The sequence below is a fragment of the Candidatus Blochmannia americanus (nom. nud.) genome (assembly GCF_059934915.1).
In genome coordinates this window covers 362003-387217 of the sequence record NZ_CP011792.1, presented here as the reverse complement: position 1 = coordinate 387217, position 25215 = coordinate 362003, and the positions used below count along the sequence as shown (strand labels likewise).

18 protein-coding genes, 1 tRNA gene and 1 other RNA gene are annotated in these 25215 nt (G+C 27.4%); 12 read left to right on the top strand and 8 right to left on the bottom strand.

What is annotated here, in order from left to right:
* Positions 1-7: 7 nt before the first annotated feature.
* Complete coding sequence (locus Bamer462_RS01640; RefSeq protein WP_500837960.1) at positions 8-1183, bottom strand: FAD-dependent monooxygenase; 1176 nt, start codon at positions 1181-1183, stop codon at positions 8-10.
* 463 nt (positions 1184-1646) lie between these two features.
* On the opposite strand from Bamer462_RS01640, the gene Bamer462_RS01635 reads away from it, so the two are divergent.
* From Bamer462_RS01635 to rodA, 10 genes are all read left to right on the top strand, one after another.
* A complete protein-coding gene (locus Bamer462_RS01635) occupies positions 1647-2732 on the top strand; it encodes a PhoH family protein (RefSeq protein ID WP_500837959.1) in 1086 nt (361 codons plus the stop codon).
* 3 nt (positions 2733-2735) lie between these two features.
* The gene (gene ybeY, locus Bamer462_RS01630) at positions 2736-3209 is read left to right on the top strand and encodes an rRNA maturation RNase YbeY (protein ID WP_500837958.1); all 474 of its coding nucleotides are present in this window, start codon (positions 2736-2738) and stop codon (positions 3207-3209) included.
* A 33-nt stretch (positions 3210-3242) separates the two neighbouring features.
* Entirely contained in the window at positions 3243-4133 is an 891-nt protein-coding gene (gene corC / locus Bamer462_RS01625) for a CNNM family magnesium/cobalt transport protein CorC (RefSeq protein ID WP_500837957.1), read from the top strand.
* Entirely contained in the window at positions 4130-5665 is a 1536-nt protein-coding gene (lnt, locus tag Bamer462_RS01620; protein ID WP_500837956.1) for an apolipoprotein N-acyltransferase, read from the top strand. Before corC ends, lnt begins: the two co-directional genes overlap by 4 nt.
* A 286-nt stretch (positions 5666-5951) precedes the next feature.
* Positions 5952-8567, top strand: a complete 2616-nt coding sequence (gene leuS / locus Bamer462_RS01615) for a leucine--tRNA ligase (protein WP_500837955.1) — start codon at positions 5952-5954, stop codon at positions 8565-8567.
* A 51-nt stretch (positions 8568-8618) separates the two neighbouring features.
* Entirely contained in the window at positions 8619-9119 is a 501-nt protein-coding gene (locus Bamer462_RS01610) for an LPS-assembly lipoprotein LptE (protein WP_500837954.1), read from the top strand.
* A gap of 70 nt (positions 9120-9189) precedes the next feature.
* Positions 9190-10233: a DNA polymerase III subunit delta gene (gene holA / locus Bamer462_RS01605; RefSeq protein ID WP_500837953.1), complete on the top strand. Its 1044-nt coding sequence runs from the start codon at positions 9190-9192 to the stop codon at positions 10231-10233.
* A gap of 465 nt (positions 10234-10698) precedes the next feature.
* A complete protein-coding gene (rsfS, locus tag Bamer462_RS01600; protein WP_500837952.1) occupies positions 10699-11016 on the top strand; it encodes a ribosome silencing factor in 318 nt (105 codons plus the stop codon).
* A 119-nt stretch (positions 11017-11135) separates the two neighbouring features.
* Positions 11136-12986: a peptidoglycan DD-transpeptidase MrdA gene (gene mrdA / locus Bamer462_RS01595; protein WP_500837984.1), complete on the top strand. Its 1851-nt coding sequence runs from the start codon at positions 11136-11138 to the stop codon at positions 12984-12986.
* Between the two features lie 63 nt (positions 12987-13049).
* Positions 13050-14162 carry a rod shape-determining protein RodA gene (gene rodA / locus Bamer462_RS01590; protein WP_500837951.1) on the top strand — a complete coding sequence of 371 codons (1113 nt, stop codon included), beginning with the start codon at positions 13050-13052 and terminating at the stop codon, positions 14160-14162.
* A gap of 340 nt (positions 14163-14502) precedes the next feature.
* On the opposite strand, the gene Bamer462_RS01585 is transcribed toward rodA, so the two are convergent.
* Both Bamer462_RS01585 and Bamer462_RS01580 read right to left on the bottom strand, forming a co-directional pair.
* The gene (locus Bamer462_RS01585) at positions 14503-15447 is read right to left on the bottom strand and encodes a DMT family transporter (protein ID WP_500837950.1); all 945 of its coding nucleotides are present in this window, start codon (positions 15445-15447) and stop codon (positions 14503-14505) included.
* A gap of 189 nt (positions 15448-15636) precedes the next feature.
* Positions 15637-15710 (bottom strand) — tRNA-Arg (locus Bamer462_RS01580).
* 181 nt (positions 15711-15891) lie between these two features.
* Here Bamer462_RS01580 and folD point away from each other — a divergent pair.
* Positions 15892-16752, top strand: coding sequence for a bifunctional methylenetetrahydrofolate dehydrogenase/methenyltetrahydrofolate cyclohydrolase FolD (gene folD / locus Bamer462_RS01575; RefSeq protein ID WP_500837949.1), 861 nt, complete (start codon positions 15892-15894; stop codon positions 16750-16752).
* Positions 16753-16787: 35 nt separating this feature from the next.
* Here folD and cysS read toward each other — a convergent pair whose 3' ends face one another.
* Positions 16788-18194 (bottom strand): cysteine--tRNA ligase, encoded by a 1407-nt coding sequence (gene cysS, locus Bamer462_RS01570; RefSeq protein ID WP_500837948.1) that lies wholly within the window; start codon positions 18192-18194, stop codon positions 16788-16790.
* A 406-nt stretch (positions 18195-18600) separates the two neighbouring features.
* On the opposite strand from cysS, the gene Bamer462_RS01565 reads away from it, so the two are divergent.
* Complete coding sequence (locus Bamer462_RS01565) at positions 18601-19335, top strand: UDP-2,3-diacylglucosamine diphosphatase (RefSeq protein ID WP_500837947.1); 735 nt, start codon at positions 18601-18603, stop codon at positions 19333-19335.
* Positions 19336-19984: 649 nt separating this feature from the next.
* Here Bamer462_RS01565 and adk read toward each other — a convergent pair.
* From adk to ffs, 4 genes are all read right to left on the bottom strand, one after another.
* On the bottom strand, positions 19985-20644 hold the full coding sequence (adk, locus tag Bamer462_RS01560) for an adenylate kinase (protein ID WP_500837983.1): 660 nt from the start codon (positions 20642-20644) through the stop codon (positions 19985-19987).
* A gap of 720 nt (positions 20645-21364) precedes the next feature.
* Positions 21365-23449, bottom strand: a complete 2085-nt coding sequence (gene dnaX, locus Bamer462_RS01555) for a DNA polymerase III subunit gamma/tau (RefSeq protein ID WP_500837946.1) — start codon at positions 23447-23449, stop codon at positions 21365-21367.
* 68 nt (positions 23450-23517) lie between these two features.
* Positions 23518-24069: an adenine phosphoribosyltransferase gene (apt, locus tag Bamer462_RS01550; RefSeq protein WP_500837982.1), complete on the bottom strand. Its 552-nt coding sequence runs from the start codon at positions 24067-24069 to the stop codon at positions 23518-23520.
* Positions 24070-25056: 987 nt separating this feature from the next.
* Positions 25057-25148, bottom strand: an RNA gene (ffs, locus tag Bamer462_RS01545) — signal recognition particle sRNA small type.
* Positions 25149-25215 lie beyond the last annotated feature (67 nt).

Sequence of the window (25215 nt, the reverse complement as noted above, 5' to 3'; positions counted from 1 at the left end):
ATCAATGTTATCTATATATACCTAAAGCATATTTTAGGATCTGTTTTTTTAAATAACAAGAACGCTCAATCGCCATAAATGCAATATTTCTTGCTATCTTTAGTGGTAAATAATTATTATGGAAGATAATATATAACCAATCTATGCATGATTGCATTAGAAAAGAATCATACTTACGACTATTTTGATAGGAGATTAAAACTTCTGAAATACTCGAATGTTCATCAAAAACGCGTGAATTAATCAATAATCGCGATAAGCTGATAACATCACGAAGTCCTAGATTTATTCCTTGCCCTGCTAAAGGATGCAAGGAATGCGCAGCATCACCAACTAATGCTCCTCCTGGGGTTATATAGCTGTAAGCACATTGACGAATCAATGGAATTACATCCATATTATGCAGCCTAACTTGCCCTAATTGTTGTCGAAAATTATTTTCAATTTCTTTTTCTAGCATTGCTGTAGGTAGTCGTTTTAACCTTTGAACACGATCAGGAGTGTTGTACCACATTAATGATCCCCAATGATTATATAGAGGTATAAAACCTACAGGGCCATAAGGGGTAAATATTTGCCAAATTGTTCCGTCTTTGCATTTTTCTGTTTTAATAGTGAGCAACATACAGCATTGATGATATTTCCAACCCATTACTCCGATTCCTAATTTTTTTCGGATCTGAGAATAAATCCCATCAGCGCCTATTAATAAACGACTAATAACTACAACGCCATTATCAAGAATGCATCGCCAAGAGAAATTATCATAATGTATGGAGATAAACATAGACGGACAATATAATGTTATTGTTTTAAGGTGCACGAAATTTTCCCACAGTATTGTTTGTAAACGGTTATTTTCGATAATGCACCCCATTTTAGATACACCTACAGATATGGCATGAAAAATTACTTTTGATGATTGCCACTCCCATACTTCTAACTGATGATATGGAACACAAAAATTAGAAGGAATTTTTTTCCATATATTAATTTGTTTCAGAAATTCTACCGACGCATAATTAATCGCGGCTACTCGAATATGCGGTTTTTTTTTAATTGGAATAGGATATTTATGATCTACTATGATTACTTTAATCCCAGATTGAGAAAGACGTAATGCTAAAGACGAGCCTATTATACCAGCGCCAAATATTAATACGTCACAAAATAATTTATTCATAATATTTTATAATTCAAAATAAAGGTTGTTCTACATACGCGCATTAATTTTAATAATGAGAAAATCTCATGTAAGTAAATATTAATCATTAAAAATAAACATATAACATATAAAAAATTATATGTTTTAACAAATATTAAAAAAATTTATGGATTTAATTGCAATCATATGCCCTTGACATATGATTGTATATGTTTTAACCTCAAATATATTATGTGATTATATCAACAACTTAATTAATTTTTATTAATTGTTGAATTTATCATATCAAAATATTTTATTTTATTATTTTTTTAAAAATTTAAAACATACGCTTAAAAAAAATCGGATATTTTGAATTGTTAAGACTATAAGTGCAAATGTTGTTTATTTTAAAAAAATCATATTTAAATTTTAGCACCATTATTTACTGAAATGTAAAGATATTATTGACTATTTTTCTTCCAAGTTATTAGAGGTATATTTGAATTTAGAAACTAAAAAAATTAAATTAAAACCAGCAAATAATAAACGTTTAATAAGTCTATGCGGGCCTTTCGACGATAATTTAAAACAATTAGAATCTCAATTGGGCATTACTATCAACAGACGAGATAATTTTTTTAAGTTAATTGGAACATCATTATCTGTGAATACTGCTACTAACGCTTTGATATCTTTATATTCAGATACAAAAACTGAATGCGGCACGATTCATGACATTAATCCAGAGCAGGTATATTTAAAAATTAAACAAATCCAAATTTCGCAAAACCAATCAAGATACACAAAAAATATTTGTAATACTAGTATACAAATTGAAACAAAACATGGAACAATAAAACCTCGCACAGAAAATCAAGCACAATATATTTTTAATATTTTCAATCATGATATCACTTTTGGAATTGGACCTTCAGGAACTGGAAAAACATATCTAGCAATAGCTGCTGCAATAGATTTGTTAGAACGTCAAAAAAATAAACATATTGTTTTAACTCGCCCAGCTATTGAAGCTGGAGAGAAATTGGGTTTTTTACCGGGCGATCTTAATCAGAAATCTGATCCTTATGTACGCCCATTATATGACGCCTTATTTAACATACTTGGGCATGAAAAAGTAGAGCAATTGATACAAAAAAACATAATAGAAGTAGCTCCATTAGCTTATATGCGCGGACGCACACTAGAAGATTCTATCATTATTCTTGATGAAAGTCAAAATACGACTATTACTCAAATGAAGATGTTTTTAACACGTACTGGATTTCGTTCTACAGTAATTATTACTGGAGATATTACCCAAATCGATTTACCGCCTAATCAAGTATCTGGATTAACACATGCCCTTAAAGTATTACCTGTGATCAAAGATATTAGTTTTAATTTTTTTACTAAAGAAGATTCGGTACGTCATGCAATAGTAAGTCGCATAATAGATGCTTACGAAGCATGGGATACAGATAAAAATCTTTTAAATATATATCAGGATCAATATAAACATAATTATCAATCAAATCATAAAGAAAAAAATAGTAACGATAATAATTATCATTATAAACAGGATTAATTGATGAAAAATAATCATATGATTATTGATTTACAATTAGCATGTAAAAATGCACACGGATTGCCTAATCGAAAAATGTTGCAGTCGTGGGTGTGTAGTATATTTTCTGTATATAAAAAAAAAATAGAATTAACCATCCGCATAGTAGATGTAAAAGAAATGCGTTATTTAAATTGGTATTATTTAAAAAAAAATTGCCCCACTAATGTTTTATCGTTTCCTTTTATACCACCATTAGGAATTAAATCATCATTGCTTGGGGACATAGTACTTTGCCGCCAAGTTATAGAATATGAATCTACACAAAAAAATGTACCTTCTGAATCACATTGGGCTCATATGATAATCCATGGTTCATTGCACTTGTTAGGATATGATCATATTCTCAATAAAGAAGCCATGTTAATGAAACGAGTAGAAATAAGTATACTTCAACAATGCGGATATGGAACGTGTTGTTACATTGCGCATAGATAATGCAAATCTCTATGAGATATAATAAATAATATTATGAGTGATAATAATTCAGAGGAGGATGTTAATTCTATTCGTAAAAAAAGTTTTTTTACTTTCATATTGCATCATCTCTTTCATAGTAGCCCTAAAAATCGTAATGACTTATTAAATTTAATACGTGATTTTGAACAAAATTCTTTGATAGATTCAGATACTCGGGATATGTTAGAAGGAGTTATGGATATTGTTGATCAAAAAGTTAGAGATGTTATGGTTCCTAGAGCACAAATTACTTTTTTAAAAAATACTCAGTCTTGGGATGAACAACTTAATATTATTATAGAATCTGCTCATTCTCGATTCCCAGTATTACATGGCAATCAAGATAAAATTAAAGGTGTTTTAATTGCGAAAGATTTATTACCATTTATATTAAAAAAATCTCAGTTATGTAGCATTGATAAAATTTTACGTCCAGCAATGGTAGTACCGGAGCATAAAGGCGTTGATAGAATGTTGCAAGAATTCCGTCTACAACGCTGTCACATGGCTATTGTGATAGATGAATTTGGAGGAATGTCTGGGTTAATTACCATTGAAGACATATTAGAATTAATTGTTGGTGAAATTGAAGATGAATATGATAACAAAGATAGTTGTAATATTTGTCGAATAAGTCAACATACTTTTATTGTTAACGCATTAACTCCTGTTATAGATTTTAATCAAATGTTTAATACCTGTTTTTATAATGAAGAAATAGATACTATTGGTGGATTTATTATGCAATCTCTTGGGCATTTGCCTGTAAATGGAGAATCTATCGATATTCTAGGTTATAAATTTAAAGTTATACTTACAGATAATCACCGTATTATACAATTACTTGTGCAAATTCCTAAAAATTCATTATATATACCTGAAAAAAATAATCTGCAGATATGAGTGTTATTATTAATACATATTATATATGTAAACAATATTTTTGGTCTTTCATAGTATTATTATTATCTGGAGCATTCGGTATTTTAGGGTTTTCTCCATATAATTTTTGGCCAGCTAGTATTATTTCCTTAACTATTTTATTGAAGACAATTTTAGATTCTACATGGAAACAGGCTGTATGCCATACATTTTTTTGGGGGGTTGGATTTTTTGGTAGTGGATTACAATGGATCTATATCAGTATAGATCAATTTAGTAATATACATAGTTATATCAACATTTCATTGATTATTTTTTTAGTATTATATTTAATATTATTTCCTGTATTATTTTCTGGTTTATTAGCGATACTTCAATCATATACAACTATATGGTTTGCGGTAGGTATTGCGCCAGTATTATGGTTAATTATCGATTATATCAGAGGATATATCTTCACCGGATTTCCATGGTTGCAATTTGGGTATAGTCAAATCGATGGCCCCCTCAAAGGGATCGCCCCTATTTTTGGAGTAGAAGGTATTACATTTATTCTTATCTTAATTAGTGGATTATTAGCTGTATCAATTAAAAGGGTACAACTGTCATCAACTATCGTATCCTTAGGAATACTATTATTCTTATGGCCTTTAACATGGATACAATGGTATTATTTTCAACCACAACGCGCTGTTCATGTCTCTTTAGTACAAGGTAATATTGATCAACATATCAAATGGAACCCTAATTATGTAAAAAAAATACTACAGACATATATAAATCATACCTTTCCCTTGCTTGGGAAAACTAAAATAATTATTTGGCCAGAATCAGCCATTCCAGGAAATGAAATGGATTATAATGATATTTTAACATTACTAGATCATCAATTCAGAAAATATCAAACGAATTTGATCACTGGTATTATTGGAATACGTTATGCTAAAGATTATTATCATTACTATAACAGTGTTATAGTAATTGGAGAATCTGAACCTTATAAATATCCAAATTATAATCGGTATGATAAACACCATTTAGTACTATATTCCGAAAGGTTTCCATTTCAAGAATTTTTTAAACCACTGTTGAATTTTTTTAATCTGCCTGTACCTTTTATGCAAAAAGGTTGTTACTTTCAACCACAATTGACTGCGTCGTGCATAAAAATGACTGCTGCTATTTGTTACGAAATAATTTTCGGTAAACAAATACGTGATAATTTTAAACCTGATACTGATTTTTTATTAACTGTCGCAAATAATGCATGGTTTGGTCGCTCCATCGGACCATGGCAATATTTTCAAATGGCTCGTATGCGGGCTTTGGAATTAGGCAGGCCTTTATTATGCAGCACTAATAACGGAATTACTGCAATTGTTAACGCAGATGGTTCTCTGCAAGCGCAATTGCCTCAATTTATTTCTGCAGTACTTAGTGAAAAAGTTATTCCAACAACAGGTTTGACACCATATGCGAAATTTGGATATTGGTTGTTTTGGGGTATTGCTACATATGTTATTTTAATTTTCAAATGCAAAAATTATATATAATTTATAAAAATTTTTATTCATCCTCAAAATACTTGAAATTCAATTACACACAATCTTTAACATTATATGTTATACTCATGTTATTCAGTGAATAGAAATCGTGTATCTTATTAAAAAAACAATAAAAAATTAATTAAGTATTATTAATAATATACGTGTGCTATTTCATAATTGATGATTTTATTTTTTATAAAAATAATTTTATTTAAAAAAACATTGATATTTATAATTAACTAAAGTTTTTAAATTACTAATTAATGATTTTTATTTTAATCGTGAAATTATTATGAATAAATCATATTATCCAAACGAAATTGAAAGCATTATTCAAAAATATTGGTATAAAAATAAAACTTTTTCAGTAACAGAAGATAGTAATAAAGAAAAATATTATTGCTTATCTATGATTCCATATCCATCTGGAAATTTGCATATGGGGCATGTGCGTAATTACACAATTGGAGATGTAATTTCACGATACCAACGTATGCTTGGGAAAAATGTACTACAACCTATAGGTTGGGATGCTTTTGGATTACCTGCAGAACACGCTGCAATTACAAATAATACAGACCCTGCAACCTGGACACGATCCAACATCAATTATATGAAAACCCAATTAAAATCATTAGGTTTTGCTTATGATTGGAGTAGAGAAATTATAACTTGTCAGTCACAATACTATCGATGGGAACAATGGTTTTTTACCATATTATATAAAAAAGGTTTAGTATATAAAAAAACTGCATCAGTAAATTGGTGCTCATATCATAAAACAGTTTTAGCTAATGAGCAAGTTATTAACAATTGCTGTTGGCGTTGTCATACTCGTATAAAATATAAAAAAATTCCTCAATGGTTTATAAAAATTACTAATTATGCAGATCAATTATTATATGGATTAGATCAATTAAAACATTGGCCTGAACAAGTAAAAATCATGCAACGCAATTGGATCGGACGTTCAAAAGGTGTGAATGTTACTTTTAAAATTGAAAATTCCAATGATACATTAATGATATATGTAACACGATTAGATATTTTTATGGGAATTACTTATTTAGTAGTATCTATGGATCATCCAATAGCATTAAAATCAGCAGAAATCGATCTAAATTTAGCTGATTTTATACAAAAATATAATAATTGCTATACTAAATTAAACAAAAATAACATTTTATGTATTGAAAAAAGAGGAAGACCGACTAATACTTATGCCATACATCCGATTACTAATAGTAAATTGCCAATTTGGGTCGCTAATTTTGTAATACCTATGGAATCTGATGGAATAGGAGCGGCTATATCAGTTCCGGCTCATAATCAACAAGATTGGGAATTTGCTCGTAAATATAATCTACCAATAAAACCTGTTATAAAGAATCTGGACGAAACCGAATCAAGAGTTGTGATGAAAGCAATGACCACTCATGGTGGAATATTATTTAACTCTGATGAATTTGATGGTTTGAGTTCTTGCATGGCATCTAATGCTATAGCTAAGGTATTAATTACACGCGGAGTAGCTCAATACAAAATAAATTATCGCTTAAAAGACTGGTGTATTTCGCGTCAACGCTATTGGGGGGTTCCAATTCCTATGGTAACATTACAACACAACGTAGTCAAGCCAGTACCTTTGGATCAAATACCTGTAATTCTTCCAACAAATATACCAACCATACAGAATAACAGTGGTGAATATGTTAATAGTTCTTTAAAAATGTATCCTAATTGGATGCAAACCACTTATAAAGGGGAAAAAGCTATTCGTGATACTGATACTTTTGATACTTTTATGGAATCTTCTTGGTATTACGCTCGTTATACTTGCCCTCATTATGATGAGGCCATGTTAAATAAGCATGCAGCTAATTATTGGTTACCAATTGATCAATATATAGGTGGAATCGAACATGCCATCATGCATTTATTATATTTTCGTTTTTATCACAAACTAATGCGTGATGAGGGACTAGTCAACTCTGATGAACCTACAATACGTTTATTATGCCAAGGCATGGTTTTAACAGATTCTTTTTATTACCTATCTCCTAACAATCAACGTATGTGGGTAGATCCAACTGATGTTGAAATAAAACGCGATAGGATGGGGCACATTGTGAAAGCTACTGATAAAAATGGACATGATTTAATTTATGCCGGAATGTGTAAAATGTCAAAATCAAAAAATAATGGGATTGATCCAAATATAATTATTAAAAAATATGGAGCAGATGCAGTGCGTTTTTTTATAATGTTTGCTGCTCCGATTGAAGCAACATTAGAATGGAAAACATCTGGCCTAGAAGGCGCTCAGCGTTTTCTTAGACGTGTTTGGAACTTAGTATATCAACACACCCAAAATGGACCTGTGGATACATTACGTGTTTTCATGCTTAATCACACACAAAAACTTCTTCGATATAATATACATAAAACTATAGAAAAAGTTACTGATGACATTGATCGTAGACAAGCATTCAACACTGCTTTAGCTGCTATTATGAAATTAGTCAATACATTATACAATGCTCCTAAAAAAAGCACGCAAGATAGGGCAGTGTTACAAGAAGCTTTATTAGTAATAGTACGATTACTATATCCGTTTACTCCGCATATTAGCTTTATTTTATGGAAAGCTTTAGGGGGTTCAAAAGATATTGATAATGTAATATGGCCTACTGTAGATACACAAGCAATACAATGCAAAAAAACGCTTGTCCTAGCGCAAATTAACGGGAAGATGCGACATAAAATTTTTGCCCCATTAAATAGTGAAAAAAATATAGTTTATAAATTATTAGAAAAAGAGGGAATTTTAAATAAATATTTAATTGGAAAAAAAATAAGCAATATAATTTACATTCCAAATAAAGTGATCAATATCATCACAAAATAAATGTTGGATATTTCTGATACAAAAAAATATTTTTTTTTAATAATTGTAACTATGTTTATCTTTACAAATTGTAATTATCAATTATATACAGATATAACAGAGAAAAAATTACGAACAACTAATGATATAAAATCTATAGCATTATGTAGTTATGATCCATTTGGCTCAATAACTCAAGCTATAATACATGAGTTGTATGCAAATCATATTGATATTTTTAATGATTTAAATGTGGATGATAATTCATGTAAAAGAGAGATACAAATCCCTGTTTTACAGATCATCAGCGCTTCGGAAAAACACATAACCGCTTCTGTCTTTCAGAACGGAAAAGAAGCTGAGTATCAATTAATATTATATATGAAAACTAATTTGTTCATACCAAATAAAAGTTGTTGTCCCATTAATATTCATGTGCATCGTTCTTTTATAAGAAATCCCGAAAAAGCTTTATTCAATGATACACAAGAAAATAATATGCGTAACGAAATGTATCGAGATGCAGCTCACCAACTTATGTATCAATTATTTTTGCAATATGAAGATTTTTAATTAAAATATATTATAAAAAATTATTTTTTATATTTAACATAAACCTCCCATTTTATCATTAAAATATATCATGATTTGGATATACCCAGAACAGCTGCATACAGAATTAAAAAAAGAACTAAAATCTGTTTATTTATTATTAGGAAATGATTCTTATCTTTTGCAAGATAGTTATCTGAACATTATGAATAGAGCTAAAATGCTAAACTTTAACGAATCTGTTAATCTAGAATTAGATACATATTCTGACTGGAAAGATATATTTAATTTATTTAAAATTTCAAGCTTATTTGCAAAACAAAAAATATTGTCATTAAGGTTTCCTAAAAACTATCCTATTGCTTATTTTACGAAAAACGTGCCTTCATTATTCTCACTGCTTTATGATGATCTAATATTAATTTTATACATTTGTGAATCAAATCAAATAAATAAAAACAATATTTATATTTGGTTGAAACATTTTAGTAATATAGGAATATTCGTTAATTGCAATACTCCTACACACACACGCTTAATAGCATGGATAGAAAATAAAGCTAAACATATGAATCTTGTTATAGAAAATTTAGCTTGTCAGCTATTATGTTATTATTATGAAGGCAATTTAACATTATTAAATCAAATATTACAAAATTTATCTTTAATCTATCCTGATGGAAATTTAAATTTTTTACGTGTCAAAAAAATAGTGACTGATTCAGCATGTTTTAATATCTATCATTGGATAGAAGCAATTTTAATAGGAAACAGACAACGTGCTGACCGTATTTTGAAACAACTAGAACATACAGGTGTTGATTTAGAAATATTATTACGAAAAATTAGATCCGAAGTACTAATGATAACTAACATAAAATATAATATGGCACAAGGAAAATCATTATTTAATTTATTAAAACAATATAAAATCTACAAAAAATATCATTGCATGTTACTTTCTAAAGCGGTAAAACGACTTAGTCTATACCAATTAAACCAAGCAGTAGGTTTACTATCTCAAATAGAATTAATATATAAAAAAAATTATATTATTTCATCAAGATCAAGCTTTGAACTGTTATCACTCATATTATGTTATAATGAAAAAAATATACTTAATAATAATTTTTGATTTAATATTTTATCCATATTCTATAAATAAAATTTTATAAATCTCATTTTTTAGATAATCTAAAATAATTGTTATTACACATAAGTAATATATCAAATATACTCTTATGTCTTCAAAAAATAGTGAACAACAAAAAATTTATAATAGATTTACTTTATTACACCGATGTATAAAAAAATAATTTTTGGTTTTTTATTATTACAATATAGTATTGTACATAATTTTGTAAAATTACATTATTTAAAGTCCTATTATATCTATTTAATTTTAAGAAAATAATAAAATATACAGCGAATATAGATTCAATAATTGTTCTATATTAATATAGACAATACCTATATAATTATTTATGTTTATTTTAAAAAGTTAAAAATTAATAAGATAATTATTGTATTATTTAATCAAATACCATACATTAATGCGTATAAATACAATAAAAAACTATATATACCTGGTCATTTAATTGTGCAACTCGATACTCTAAAGGAATTCGTAATTAATATTATCAATAATATACAGGGACAAGATGTTATGTGTTTCCATATGCATGGAAAAACTAATATTACAGATATTATGATCATTTGCACTGGCAAATCTAATCGTCATGTAATTTCTATATCTCAGGATATATTACGTAAAACCCAGAGTATAGGTTTAAAACCTTATGGCTCAGAAGGTATGAATATTGGTGAATGGGTATTAGTTGATTTAGGTGATTTAGTTATACATGTAATGCAAAAAGAGATTCGTAAATTATATGAATTAGAAAAACTTTGGAGCTGATATAAATAAAAGTATCCATTTAAATGTACGTTCATATTATGAACACAATTTATTAATTAAATAAGCACATAGTTATTTATATCGATTATTATTACCAGATATAAATGAATTTTGATTACATGAAGTTACATGATTATCAAATTTTTCATAATTATTCAGCTGAATCATTGTTGTTTGCTCGTCGTATAACAATCTCATGCATTTTTGTTGTATTGATCATTGGTGTTTTATTTATTCATTTATACCAAATACAAATAGTTCATTTTAATATGTATGCTACTCGTTCTAACGAAAATCGTATTAAAATTATTCCTATCCCACCTAAAAGAGGGATTATTTATGATCGCAATGGAATTGCTTTAGCATTAAATCGCACTATTTATCAATTAGAAATAATACCAGAAAATACAACTAATTTAAGCCGAACAATTCATGAATTAAAATTATTATTAAATTTAAGCGATCACGATATAGCCCGTTTTGAAACAGTGCGAAAACGTTCTGCCCAATTCGTTTCATTACCTATTAAAATTGATTTAACAGAAGAGCAACAAGCTCGTTTTGCTGTAAATAGATTTAAATTTTCTGGAGTGACAATGAAAGGATATCAACGTCGTTATTATCCTTATGGATCTGATTTAACTCATGTTATTGGATATGTTTCTAAAATTAATAGAGAGGATATAAAACGATTAAATAAACAAGGTATTTTAGGTAAATATATAGCAGCTCCCAACATAGGAAAACTAGGAATTGAACGCTATTACGAAAATATTTTACATGGTACACCAGGTTACGGAGCTGTAGAAATAAATAATCGCGGAAAAATTATTAGAGAATTATATAAAAAACCTCCAATACCAGGCAAGAACATTATTCTAACACTAGATTTAAACTTACAACAATACATTATAAAACTATTAATAGGAAACCGATCTTCTGTGATAGTGATTGACCCAAGAAACGGAGGAATTCAAGCTTTAATTTCGCATCCTAGTTATAATCCAAATTTATTTGTCGATGGTATTTCTCATGAAGAATATAATATTTTGTTGAAAGATAATAATTGCCCTTTGCTTAATCGTGCTACTCAAGGGATATACCCTCCCGCATCTACGGTAAAACCTTATATTTCTGTATCTGCTTTAATATTAGGTGTAATTCATAAAAACTTTTTATTTTTTGATCCTGGCTGGTGGCAATTACCTGGTTCAGAAAAATGTTTTCGTGATTGGAAACCGTGGGGGCATGGAGAATTAAATATTACGAAAGCCCTTGAAGAATCTTCTGATACTTTTTTCTATCAAATAGCCCATAAAATGGGAATAGATAATTTATCAGAATGGATGAATAAATTTGGATATGGTAAATATACTGGTATCGATTTATTTGAAGAGCTAACTGGTGTTATGCCAACTAAAGAATGGAAAATACAAAAATTTAAAAAACCATGGTATCAAGGAGATACGATTCCAGTAGGAATCGGACAAGGATATTGGACTGCTACTCCTGTACAAATGTCTAAAGCTTTAATTACTTTAATTAATGATGGTAATGTGCGTATTCCACATTTGCTTGATAGTATTTTATTGGAAAAAGATTATATTCCATATCATCAAACGGAATATAATCAAGTAGGTGATCCAAAATCAAATGTATGGAAAATTGCTAAAGACGGGATGTTCGGAGCAGCCAATCGACCAAATGGCACAGTAAGTAGCAGTTTTTATGGCGCTTCATATAAGGCAGCGGCGAAGTCTGGTACGGCACAATTATTCAGATTAAAAAAAAACCGAAACTATGATCCAAATAAAATTTCCGAATATCTTAGAGACCATAAATTGATGACTGCTTTTGCTCCATATGAAAATCCTACAGTAGCTGTGGTAATAATTTTAGAAAACGCCGCGTTTGGAGTATCAATCGGGACAATTACAAGAAAAATATTTGATTACGTTTTATTGCAATAAATAAATATTTAATTAGATTATTTTTATTTATTTTATTATCTCATTAATTATCGTGATGTATTTATGAATCATATTATCAGACAAAATTCATTATGTAATAAATACCATATTGATTTAATATTATTTCTGATGATCATTTTTTTATTATTATATGGCGTATTCATAATGTGGAGCGCATGTGGTCAAAATTTTGAAATGATACGAATAAAAATATTTCAGGTTATAGGGGGTTTATTATTAATGTTTTTTTTAGCGCAGATTCCGCCCAAAATTTACAAATTCTGGACGCCTTACATATATTTTTTATGCCTTATATTACTAATATTAGTTAATATAATTGGTCAAATTAGCAAAGGAGCTCAACGTTGGTTAGATTTTGGTATAATACGATTTCAACCTTCAGAAGTAGTTAAAATCTCTGTTCTGCTTATGGTAGCATATTATGTTGAAAAAGGACAACATCCCCCATCCTTAAAAAATGTTGGCATAGCTCTATTATTAACTATAACTCCTACTGTGCTTATGTTATCTCAACCAGATTTAGGTACAGCAATTCTAACAATTAGTTCTGGGTTTTTTGTGTTATTTTTATCTGGAATTAGTTGGAAATTTATTATATTTACAGTATTATCAATAATTCTGTTTGCTCCCATATTTTGGTTTTTTTGTATGCATGAATACCAAAGATCTAGAATAACGATGTTATTACATCCAGAAATTGATCCATTAGGCTCTGGATATCACATTATTCAATCAAAAATTGCTATAGGTTCAGGTGGTTTAACTGGAAAAGGATGGCTACATGGAACACAGTCACAACTAGAATTTTTACCAGAACGTCATACTGATTTTATTTTTTCAGTGATAGGAGAAGAACTAGGATTTTTAGGGATATTAACATTATTGTTGTTATATTTAGGGATTATACTACGTGGACTTCTTATTGCTGTCAACACACAACATATGTTTGGACGACTAATTATTGGTAGTTTTATGTTGACATTATTCATGCATATTTTTGTAAATATTAGCATGGTTAGCGGTTTACTGCCAGTCGTAGGTATTCCATTGCCATTAATCAGTTATGGTGGTTCGTCTTTATTAGTATTAATGATAGGATTTGGAATTGTTATGTCAATGAATGGGCATAAAAAAATGATTTCTAAAATTTTATAAATTTTCAAAAAGCAATATAATTAACAACAATATTATACATATATTTGTTCACTTATATTACTATATGTACGTCAAACATTAAAATTTACCTAGTTTATATTGCAATATAAACTAGGTAAAAATATAATAAAGTAAGAAAAATTTATGACATTATTATTATTAAATAATAAATAGACTAACTATTTTATATTTTAAAAATATTTCATATAATTTATTATAATTTGTTTGATCAGCATGAACCCAATCTTCTATTCAATACAATTGAACACAAATATAAAAATTTTTTTTATTAAATATTTTTATTGAAAAGTTAATAGTTTTTAATTTATAAAAAATTACTTTAGTATATATTCCTACGAATTTGCATAATACATGTAACTCCAGAAATTAACAAAAATATTCCAATTAAAATTAAAGGAGATGGCCATAATTGTCGATGTATAAACGAATATATTAAACCTGCTACAGTTTCTACCACAATTAATGAGCCTATTAATGTTGTTGGTAATCTGCGACTGGCCTCATTCCAAAAAAATGTGCCTAACCAGGAACAACAAAATCCAATTGATAACATTAACAAAATAAAAAAAATCGGTCTGGGACCAAAGGGCAATACGAATTCATCTTGAATAAGATCTGAGTAACAAATAATACACACAAAAATATAAACAAAGCATGACAACGGCAATGTAACTATTCCTTGTGCATTAGCCCAAGTCATAGGTTTATTATATGGATGTGTTTTTAACCAATACGCATTTCTTAATGCATACCATGCCCAACATAAAACAGAAATAATTGCTAAAATTATTCCACTTACATATTGCCATGTGCTAAATATGGAAAATTCAGATTTCAATTCAGAAATGTTTACACATAATAAACCTGCCCCCATTAAACATAATGATATCAACACAATATGGTTTGGTAATTTTTGTTCATTACGAGAAATAATATGTGTCATGATAGTTAACATTAAAGGCAATGTTCCAATAATAGCAGTCGAAATAGGAGCCCCAACTCGTTGGATGGCGCTTGTTAAACAAGTATAATATATTAAATGACCTGCTAAAACTAATTTTACTGCTTCTAGCCAATCTTTTAGTAACAATTTACGTAAACGTGCTCTATCATACCATGATAAAGGTAACGAGATTAATCCAAATGCAATATAACGACCAGATGCCTGTAATACACTAGGATATTCTGGTATTAATAAAGGACCAATAAATATTAATCCCCATAATAATCCCGAAATTACAGCAAAAACAATTCCTAATATCATGATATTTTTACTATACTAATGAAATATACTCGATACTATTATTTAGTAGAAATCTATTATGATTAAATCAAAAGTATATCTTATTGAGTATACACATTTTAATAAAACAGTGTTATATGATTTACTTAATTAAGACTCATTTATTTACATTAATTTAACTAATATATTATGAGTATTTATGTGCAATAATGCGCCCTATAGGATTCGAACCTATAACTTATAGCTTAGAAGGCTATTACTCTATCCGATTGAGTTAAGAGCGCATTACTCTATATATTTTACTAAATCATATAATTCTTTTTTTAAGATATCTAATTAAATCAAATATCTTATTTTTAAGAAAACAGCTATTTAAAAGAAAGTATACAATTCAGAATGAATAGTAATATATATTAAAAAAAATAACATCATTATATTAATACAAATTTATTGGATATGTTTGAAATGATCGCTAAAGTAATGGATGGTAAATATATTTCTGAAGAAATAAAACAAAAAGTAGCTAAACAAGTACTGAGCAATATGAATTCTGGAAAACGTCCCCCAGGATTAGCTATGATCTTAATAGGTCATAATCCAATTTCCAAAATATATGTAACTAATAAGAAAAAAGCATGCGAACAAGTTGGTTTTGTTTCGTTTCTTTATACTTTACCTATTACAACAACTGAAAATGAAATTTTTCAATTAATTGAAATCTTAAATAACGATAAATGTGTAGATGGTATTTTAATTCAATTGCCATTACCAAATAAATTAAATAACATAGATGTTTTAGAGCATATTACTCCTGACAAAGACGTAGATGGGTTTCATCCTTATAACGTTGGGCGTTTATGCCAACGATCTCCTGTATTACGTCCTTGTACCTCTCGAGGTATTATAACTTTGTTAGAATGGTATAATATAGATATGTTTGTATTACATGCTGTCATAGTGGGAGCATCAAACATTGTGGGTCGTCCTATGATGATGGAATTATTATTAGCGGGGTGTACTGTATCTATTACTCATCGTTTTACTCAGAATTTGAAAATTTATATTGAAAATGCTGATTTATTAATCGTAGCAGTAGGTCAAGCAAATTTTATTCCTGGTAGTTGGATAAAACGAGGAGCTATAGTAATAGACGTGGGTATTAATCGCTTAAATAACGGAAATATAGTAGGAGATGTTCATTTTTCTAGTGCTTATGAGCGAGCTGCATATATTACACCTGTTCCAGGTGGGGTAGGTCCAATGACGGTAGCTACGCTGATTCAAAATACTTTACAGGCTTATAACAATCATCATTTGACGAGATAATGATAATTATTGCTATTTATTTCTCATTTTATTAATTATTTTTTATATACATCATTGCAATGCCATTTTGTTACACCTGAAGGACCATCTTCTAATGTTATCCCCATAACAATTAGTGTTTTTCGTATTTTATCTGCTAATTCCCATCGATTATTTTTACGTGCAACTTCACGGCGTTGAATTAATTTTTGAATTTTTTCAAAATGACAATTTTTATTATTTTTTAACACTGTTTGTTTTAAAAAAATCTCTGGATTTTGATATAATAATCCGATCGTATTCGCTAAATATCTTAAAGTAGCAGCTATACCTTGAGTAAGCGAATGACGTTTGATTTTTAAATAATTTAATCTATGTGCCATTTCAAATAATACCGAATATGCTGCTGGTGTATTGAAATCGTCATTCATTTTAGAGATAAATTTCGATATAAAATATTCCCCCCCATTAGGTTTAATTACAGGATCAGTATCTCTTAAAGCGATATAAAGTCTCTTCAAAGAAGCTTGTGCATTTCTAAGATTATTATCATTATATTTTAGTTGACTGCGATAATGAGCAGACAATAAAAAATACCTTACTGTTTCAGGATCGTAGTTTTTTAAAATATCACGTATTGTAAAAAAATTATTTAATGATTTTGACATTTTTTCATAATCTAATAGTAACATGCCAGAATGCATCCATATATTAGCATAAGGGGTATCATTAGCACAAACAGATTGAGCAATTTCGTTATCATGGTGTGGAAAAATTAAATCTGATCCTCCACCATGAATATCTAATTGGGCACCAAAAATAGAATAATTCATAGCAGAACATTCAATATGCCATCCTGGACGCCCCTTGCCCCATGGAGATAACCAACAAGGCTCACCTGGTTTAGATGTTTTCCAAAGCACAAAATCTATAGGATTTTTTTTTATGTTTGATGTTTTTAAGATATTACATATTTCAGATGAATTTTTTTGATTGGATAATATACCGTAATTACGCATAGTTTTTACAGAAAACATTATATCCCCATTAGAGGCAATATATGCGTGATTTTTTTTAATTAATAGATAAATAAATTTAATAATTATCTCAATATGTTCAGTTACTTTGGGTTCGTAATTTGGACGTAATATATTTAATGCATCTAAATCTAGATGCATTTCTTGAATCATACGATTAGTTAATTGCGTAGTAGTTTCATTATTTTCGTAAGCTCTTTTTATAATTTTATCATCTATATCTGTAATGTTTCGAACGTAATCTACTTGATATCCACAATGACGTAAATAACGAATAATACTATCGAATACTATAAATGTTCTAGCATGACCAAGATGGCATAAATCATAAACAGTAGCGCCACAAACATATATTTTAATTGTACCAGCAACAATAGGTATAAATTTTTCTTTTTTTCTTGTTAAAGTATTAAAAATTTTAAGCATTTTAATTTATTCCACAATGTAGATTGTGTTAGCATTTAATGTGTAAATACTCATAGCTTACAAAGTCTTAAAATAATATTTAAAATAATCTTATATATAATCCAGTAGTCAATTTAATGTTAGAAACAACAATATTCATGTACAACACGGTATATGTTATGTTAATGATAAATATATGATAATAGTTATTATCATATTGAATATAATTGTAATCGATAATCATCAACATAACTGATATACAAACATAATTTACATATAACGTGATCTTTATTCATACAAGTATTTTTGTTAATATAAGATTTAGTTTTATTAAATAAATTTGTTATTTAATTTTTCAATTTTTAATTGAATAGTTTTAATATTAAAACATCAAAAATGTAACAATAACTAATATTTTAATTAATGTATGTCTATTTTATTTATTTCAGATATTCATTTATGTATGCAATCTCCAGATATTACTGATAGATTTTTGCATTTTTTAAACTATCGTGCAATACGTGCTCAAGCTCTTTACATTTTAGGAGACTTATTTGACATCTGGTTAGGAGATGATGACTTTAATCAGTTACATATTAATATTGCTAAAGCTTTAAAAGCTTTAAATCAAAAAAAAATTTCTTGTTATTTTATTCATGGAAATCATGATTTTTTATTAGGTAAAGAGTATGCTAATGCCTGTGGCATGACGTTGTTGTCTTCAAAACAAGTTCTAAAATTAGCTTCAGGAAAAAAAATAATCATTTTACATGGAGATACTCTCTGTGTTAATGATAATTCATATCAATTATTTAGAAAATGTTTACATCATATTGTATTGCAACGGTTATTTTTATCATTGCCATTATCTGTGCGTTTACAAATATTTAGCTTTATACGTTCATATTGTATACAACATAAAAAATATAAATCAAAAAAAAAATTAAATATTAATTTAAAAATAGCTACCGATATATTAATTCAGAATCATGCAGATATTATGATTCATGGGCATACTCATCAACCAGCAATTCATAAAATTTATAGATCTAAAAAAGATGTTTTCAGAATAATGGTGTTAGGATGTTGGGATAAAAACGGTTCAATTATAGAGATAAACGAAGAAAATAATAATATATTATTTACAGAATTTTTGCACTAAACAAAACAATTAAAAATTAAATTCTACTTTTAATTTACTATTGATTGCCTACATATATTAGATGTAGATTTGTGTAATAAAATATATAATACTGCAATTTAACATTCATGATCTTTTAAAAATAATATTCAAAACTACATGATGTCCTTATCATTCTTTAATATACATACACAAATGCAAATATCTTGTATTTAAAGACTATTTGCTTCTTATCATGATCATTGTAATATATATATATATATATATATAAGATTAATTTCCATTACTAATAAATATTTGAATACAATCGTATTAACAATTTTTTTATCATAACGTTTCGTTTGTGATATTTCAATATTTAGCAACTATACTAATTATAACAATAATATATTGATATTATATATTTAACCAATAAATATATAATATTTGTTTGTTCTGTTTTTGTATATAAATCATTATTTTATAACAGCATTAACTGTTGTATTTATTACATAACATTTTTATATAATTAATTGGCTATTCGTAATCAAATAAATATTATAAAACACCTTGCATACCACGCAAAAATTAACCAAACAAAACCAACAAACATATAAAAAATTCATTAATATACTGCATGTTGTCAACATGCAGTATATTAATGAAACTAGAATGCAATTCTAGGTGCAAATTATTCATTAATAATACTAATTAATTCATTATAAATTTCAAGAATCTCACGATTTCCGTCAACAGAAAAATATTGCACTTTTTTATCTCTTGATTCTTGTTGATAGTAATCTAATACTGGTGTAGTATGTGTATAATAATTTTTTAATCTTTTACGTATAACTTCTTCATGATCATCTGTTCGAGTCGTTAACACATCCCCAGTTACATCATCAAATCCATAATTTTTAGGCGGATTAAATTTAATATGATACGTTCTACCAGAATCTATGTGTATACGCCTACCTGTAATACGATCAATAATTACAGAATCTGATACAACAAATTCTACAATATAGTTTATAAAAATTTTATTTTGTTTCATAGATTTTGCTTGTAGAATTGTTCTAGGAAATCCATCTAATAAAAATCCATTACGGCAATCATCTTGTTTAATACGCGCATTAATTAATTGCACCACAAATGCATCATTTACTAAAGCACCAGTATGCATGACACTGATCATATTTTTCCTAATTTCATGAGATTTGTATAAACTTCTAGTTAGATCCTTACGTAACATCACACCTGTAGAAATATTAGGGATGTTATACTTGTTCGTTATAAGATGAGCTTGGGTCCCCTTGCCAGATCCAGGTGGACCTAAAAATAAAATGCGTATCAAATTTCATTCTCAATAAAATCATATAAACATTAATGAATAATATTCACCACATATTAAATATCATTTTTCATGTGAAATCAGTAACGTTTATCTAAACATGTGATCATAAAGTCAAATTTATATTCATCTTTTTTTACAAGAACACCAATTTTATCATAATTGAAATTAAAAATACAATTTTTATAGTTTATTGACTAATTACTTTAGGTTATGGGAATGATATTTCTATAACCTTCTTATATTTATCAAAAAAATATATAAAATATATTATTATTTTTTTTATTTTATTAAAAACTCTCGACAATTAAGTTAAAAAAAACAATAAATATATTTAGTAAATCAAACATATTTATGCATGTTCTAAATCCATTTTTTATTCAATATATTCATTTACCCAATAATTCTTAGCGGAATTATTGTGAATAATAATTAATGTTGACAACCAGTTTAATAAATTAAACGTTATGTATCTTTTCAATGCTTAGTTATAAGCTGATTCTATTTCTAATATTTTTTTTAAATTTAAATTTTAATAATCAAATGTACAAAATAATAATTAAACGACAATAAAACCATGGTATCAATTATAATATCAATAACAATAATAAAATTTAAATTTTTTTAAACTTACAATTAAATATTAATTTTAAGATTCGTTATATCTGATTTAAGTATAATTTAAAGTTAGTGCGTTTATTTATTTACTTATACAAATTTTTATTCTGATGTTAAAGCGTTTAACTCAATCCCATTTTCATCTATTTCAGCGTCAAAAAAAGTTTTAATCATTTTGACGTGTGGATCACTTGAAAATTCTTCTTGTATTGAAGATATTTTTTCTTTATATAAGATATTAAGATATTCCATTGGTGTCTTTATTTCATAATTGTCATCTTTTTTTATATGTAATTTTATTGGTATGCCTATATTCTTACTAAGTGACTCTTGTATTGTATTATATAGTTCTGAGGAATTTAAATATTGGTAATTAGACCGAATATGTAAGCAGATTTCATCTGAAGAAATGTTTTCTTTCCATGCATTCATAACGAATTCTTTTGCTGACTTTGGCAATGATAATCGATATATTTGTGATATCCACAAATCGTTTTTCATTGCTTGTTGAAGTATCCCTTTTATAAAATTAGACATATTTTGATGGTTTTTATACAAATCTTTTATATCATTATTATTCTTATTAGATTTTAAGTGTTCTGATAAATTTTCACTTATCATATGGACAGAATTAAAATTATTTCTCGATATTTTTGTGTTAATATTGGCGAATCGTTCTAATATACTTTTTATTTTTTTTTGAGATTCTAAAACTAAATTTGATTTGTTTTCTGTTATATTTAATTTATTAAATTTTTTATATTGCAATAACTTTGATCGAGCTTCTAGTATTTTAGAAGTAGAATCCGTGATATTAATATTAGAAGAGGCCATTGAAATTTTTGATTTAAATTTAATATCATCTGAACATAATTCAGATGTTTTTAAATTTAAGCTCAATATATTACTGATATTTTTTGGTTTTTTTTTATCTGATATATTGTTATCTTGGTCATGATGCGTTGATTGAAAAAGATCAGTAACAATATGTTGTTTATTATTTTGATCAATTATAGGGCTGTTATTTGAACATGTAACTTTTAAATCTACACTCTTATTATTATCATTTTTTTGATTTGGCGTATTCATATCAGGGCAAAAAGCTAATGCACGTAGCATGATCATTTCTATACCCATACGATGATTAGGAACAAAAGGTAATTCTCGTCGACCTAACAAAAATATTTGATAATATAATTGTATATTTTCTGGAGTAATACGATTTTTTAGTTTATGTATACGTTGGTCGATATGTTGTATTATATTATTATCTTCTTTTTTTATAGAATTTGATATAAATTGACCTATAGCTATTTTTTGAAAAATAGTAATGATTTCACTTAAAACGTAATCCCAGTTAATTCCTAAATTAGCCAAATTTTCAATTTGGCACATAATATTATGTATATTTCCATCAATCAGGCTTTCAATTAAAGATAATGGGTGATCAATATTTGATGTACCAAACATATTATTAATGACATTATCAGTTATCTCATTATTTCCTAGAACAATGGCTTGTTCTGATAAACTCAAAGCATCACGCATACTTCCTTTTGATGCATAAGCTAATGATTCTACAGCAGAAGGTTCTATTTTTATGTTTTCTTTGTTAAAAATAAACATTAATTGAGTTATAATTTGAGCAATATCTAAAGGTTTTAAGTAGAATTGTAAACATCGAGATAGTATAGTTTCCGGTAGTTTTTGATATTCAGTAGTGATTAAAATAAATTTAACATGATCAGGTGGCTCCTCTAATGTTTTCAATAAAGCATTAAAACTATGACGTGATAACATATGTACTTCGTCTATAATGTATACCTTAAAGCGACCTCGAGATGGCATGTATTGCACATTATCTAAAAATTCCCTAGTATCTTCTACTTTGGTGCGTGATGCCGCATCTATTTCAATAAGATCAATAAAACAACCTAATTCGATATCTTGACAGTTATCACATTTACAACACATAGCATATGTTGCTCCTTTTGCACAATTTAGTCCTTTTGCTAATAATCGGGCCATAGTAGTTTTCCCCACTCCTCTCGTGCCAACTAATATATAAGCGTGGTGAATTTTATTTAATGCAAAACTATGTTTAAACGATTGGATGATATGCTCCTGCCCTATTATATCAGAAAATTTTTTTGGACGCCATTTACGGGCAAGTACTTGATAGTTCATAATTTATAACTCACATAATAATTTTTATAAATAGAAAAATGAATCTTATTAATTTATTAAATATATTTTCAATGATCGGAAAAAATTACCAAACTGTAAGAGTTTATTCCTATGCTTTTTAATAATGACTTACCACCTAAATTTTCTAAATCTATTATAAATCCAGCATGTTTTACTTCTCCTCCCAATCGTCTAATTAATTTGACTGTTGCCGCAATTGTTCCACCTGTTGCTAATAAATCATCTACAATTAAAACTTTATCGCTTGAAGTAATAGAATCGGTATGTATTTCCAGACATCCACTGTCATATTCTAAAATATATGGTTCACTGATGGCATCACGTGGTAATCTTCCTGATTTACGAGCCGGAATAAAACCTAATTTTAATATTAATGCTAATGGCGCGCTAAATAAGAATCCTCTAGCTTCTATACCTACTATTTTAGTAAGTTCACAATTTCTATAATGGTCAGCTAAAAGAGCAATGCTTGCTGAATATGCCTGAGGATTTTTTAATAATGCGGTGATATCGCGAAACAAAATGCCCTGTTTTGGATAATTAGGTACAAATTTAATACTTTGCTTGATCAATTCTAATTGTTGATCTATAACATTCATCATATTTTTCCAAATATAAATTTTTGACTTAATTCGATCTACATACACAGATATATAAAAATTATCTGTTCGATAAATTTCATCAGACTAATTTGATGATTAAAATATATTATATTTTAATCAAAAATATAGTATTTATAATATGCTCTACAATATTCATATTTTTAAAAATTCTATTTTTATTTTAATATAAAAAATTAATATCAATATATATGTGCATATATATATTGATTATATGATTATTCAATCAGCAAATACTTTTATAATATTATTATTAATTTAATTAATATAAAAAATACAGTATATATGAATTTATTATATATAATTATAAATTTGTTACATGAAGTATTTTCAATATAGTATATTACGAACATATATACCTAGCTATTACTAGCTAAACATAATATCTTTATTTTGCAATTTATAATACGTAGTAACAAAAAACTAATATGATATATTGATATAATAATCATTATTAAATATGAATAAATTTCACATATCATTAACAAATTAAATATGATTTATTTATCAAAATATATCTACTATTCCCGTAAGACATATCTCTTAATTAGATACTCTATTCATTTAATTAAGAGATACTCACGTGAATATTTTATTTATATTGAATATATATATACACTAAATATAAAAAATTATGGATTTTAAAAAATTAATTTGTCTATTTCGTTAAAATGATGAAAAAATTAAACACCTATTTTATTTAAAAAAATGCAAACTAAAACCGCAAAAACATAAATAAAAAACAAAAATAATCATTATGTAATGATTATTTTTTAAATTTTTGATTTTTATTGCAACCTTATTAAAATAGATTGCAATAAACGCTATAACAGAAGATCAGATATATCTAACATTGGTAGATATATCTTCTTTTTAAAAATTGATGATATTTCAATATCATATGTAAATTACACAACACCTTAAATTAAGATATAAGAAACATACAAAATAAAAATCCTTTTTTAGGGTGCTAAACAAAACCCATCGTAACTCGTTTCATACGGCTGCTTCTTTCCAGATCTGACCGGTTTTGAAAAAAATTAAATAAATAATTTGATAGCACCCCTTCCAAGGGATTATCCATGATTGTTTTAAATTTTTCAAGTAATAATTAAGCATTCCATT

Excerpts from the sequence above, each read along its gene's own strand:
- lnt (WP_500837956.1), top strand. The coding sequence starts at position 4,130 with ATGAGTGTTATTATTAATACATATTATATATGTAAACAATATTTTTGG.
- Bamer462_RS01565 (WP_500837947.1), top strand. The coding sequence starts at position 18,601 with ATGTCTATTTTATTTATTTCAGATATTCATTTATGTATGCAATCTCCA.
- apt (WP_500837982.1), bottom strand. The coding sequence starts at position 24,069 with ATGAATGTTATAGATCAACAATTAGAATTGATCAAGCAAAGTATTAAA.
- dnaX (WP_500837946.1), bottom strand. The coding sequence starts at position 23,449 with ATGAACTATCAAGTACTTGCCCGTAAATGGCGTCCAAAAAAATTTTCT.
- Bamer462_RS01610 (WP_500837954.1), top strand. The coding sequence starts at position 8,619 with ATGTTTATCTTTACAAATTGTAATTATCAATTATATACAGATATAACA.
- ybeY (WP_500837958.1), top strand. The coding sequence starts at position 2,736 with ATGAAAAATAATCATATGATTATTGATTTACAATTAGCATGTAAAAAT.
- leuS (WP_500837955.1), top strand. The coding sequence starts at position 5,952 with ATGAATAAATCATATTATCCAAACGAAATTGAAAGCATTATTCAAAAA.
- rodA (WP_500837951.1), top strand. The coding sequence starts at position 13,050 with ATGAATCATATTATCAGACAAAATTCATTATGTAATAAATACCATATT.
- corC (WP_500837957.1), top strand. The coding sequence starts at position 3,243 with ATGAGTGATAATAATTCAGAGGAGGATGTTAATTCTATTCGTAAAAAA.
- folD (WP_500837949.1), top strand. The coding sequence starts at position 15,892 with ATGATCGCTAAAGTAATGGATGGTAAATATATTTCTGAAGAAATAAAA.
- cysS (WP_500837948.1), bottom strand. The coding sequence starts at position 18,194 with ATGCTTAAAATTTTTAATACTTTAACAAGAAAAAAAGAAAAATTTATA.
- Bamer462_RS01585 (WP_500837950.1), bottom strand. The coding sequence starts at position 15,447 with ATGATATTAGGAATTGTTTTTGCTGTAATTTCGGGATTATTATGGGGA.
- mrdA (WP_500837984.1), top strand. The coding sequence starts at position 11,136 with ATGAAGTTACATGATTATCAAATTTTTCATAATTATTCAGCTGAATCA.
- Bamer462_RS01640 (WP_500837960.1), bottom strand. The coding sequence starts at position 1,183 with ATGAATAAATTATTTTGTGACGTATTAATATTTGGCGCTGGTATAATA.
- holA (WP_500837953.1), top strand. The coding sequence starts at position 9,190 with ATGATTTGGATATACCCAGAACAGCTGCATACAGAATTAAAAAAAGAA.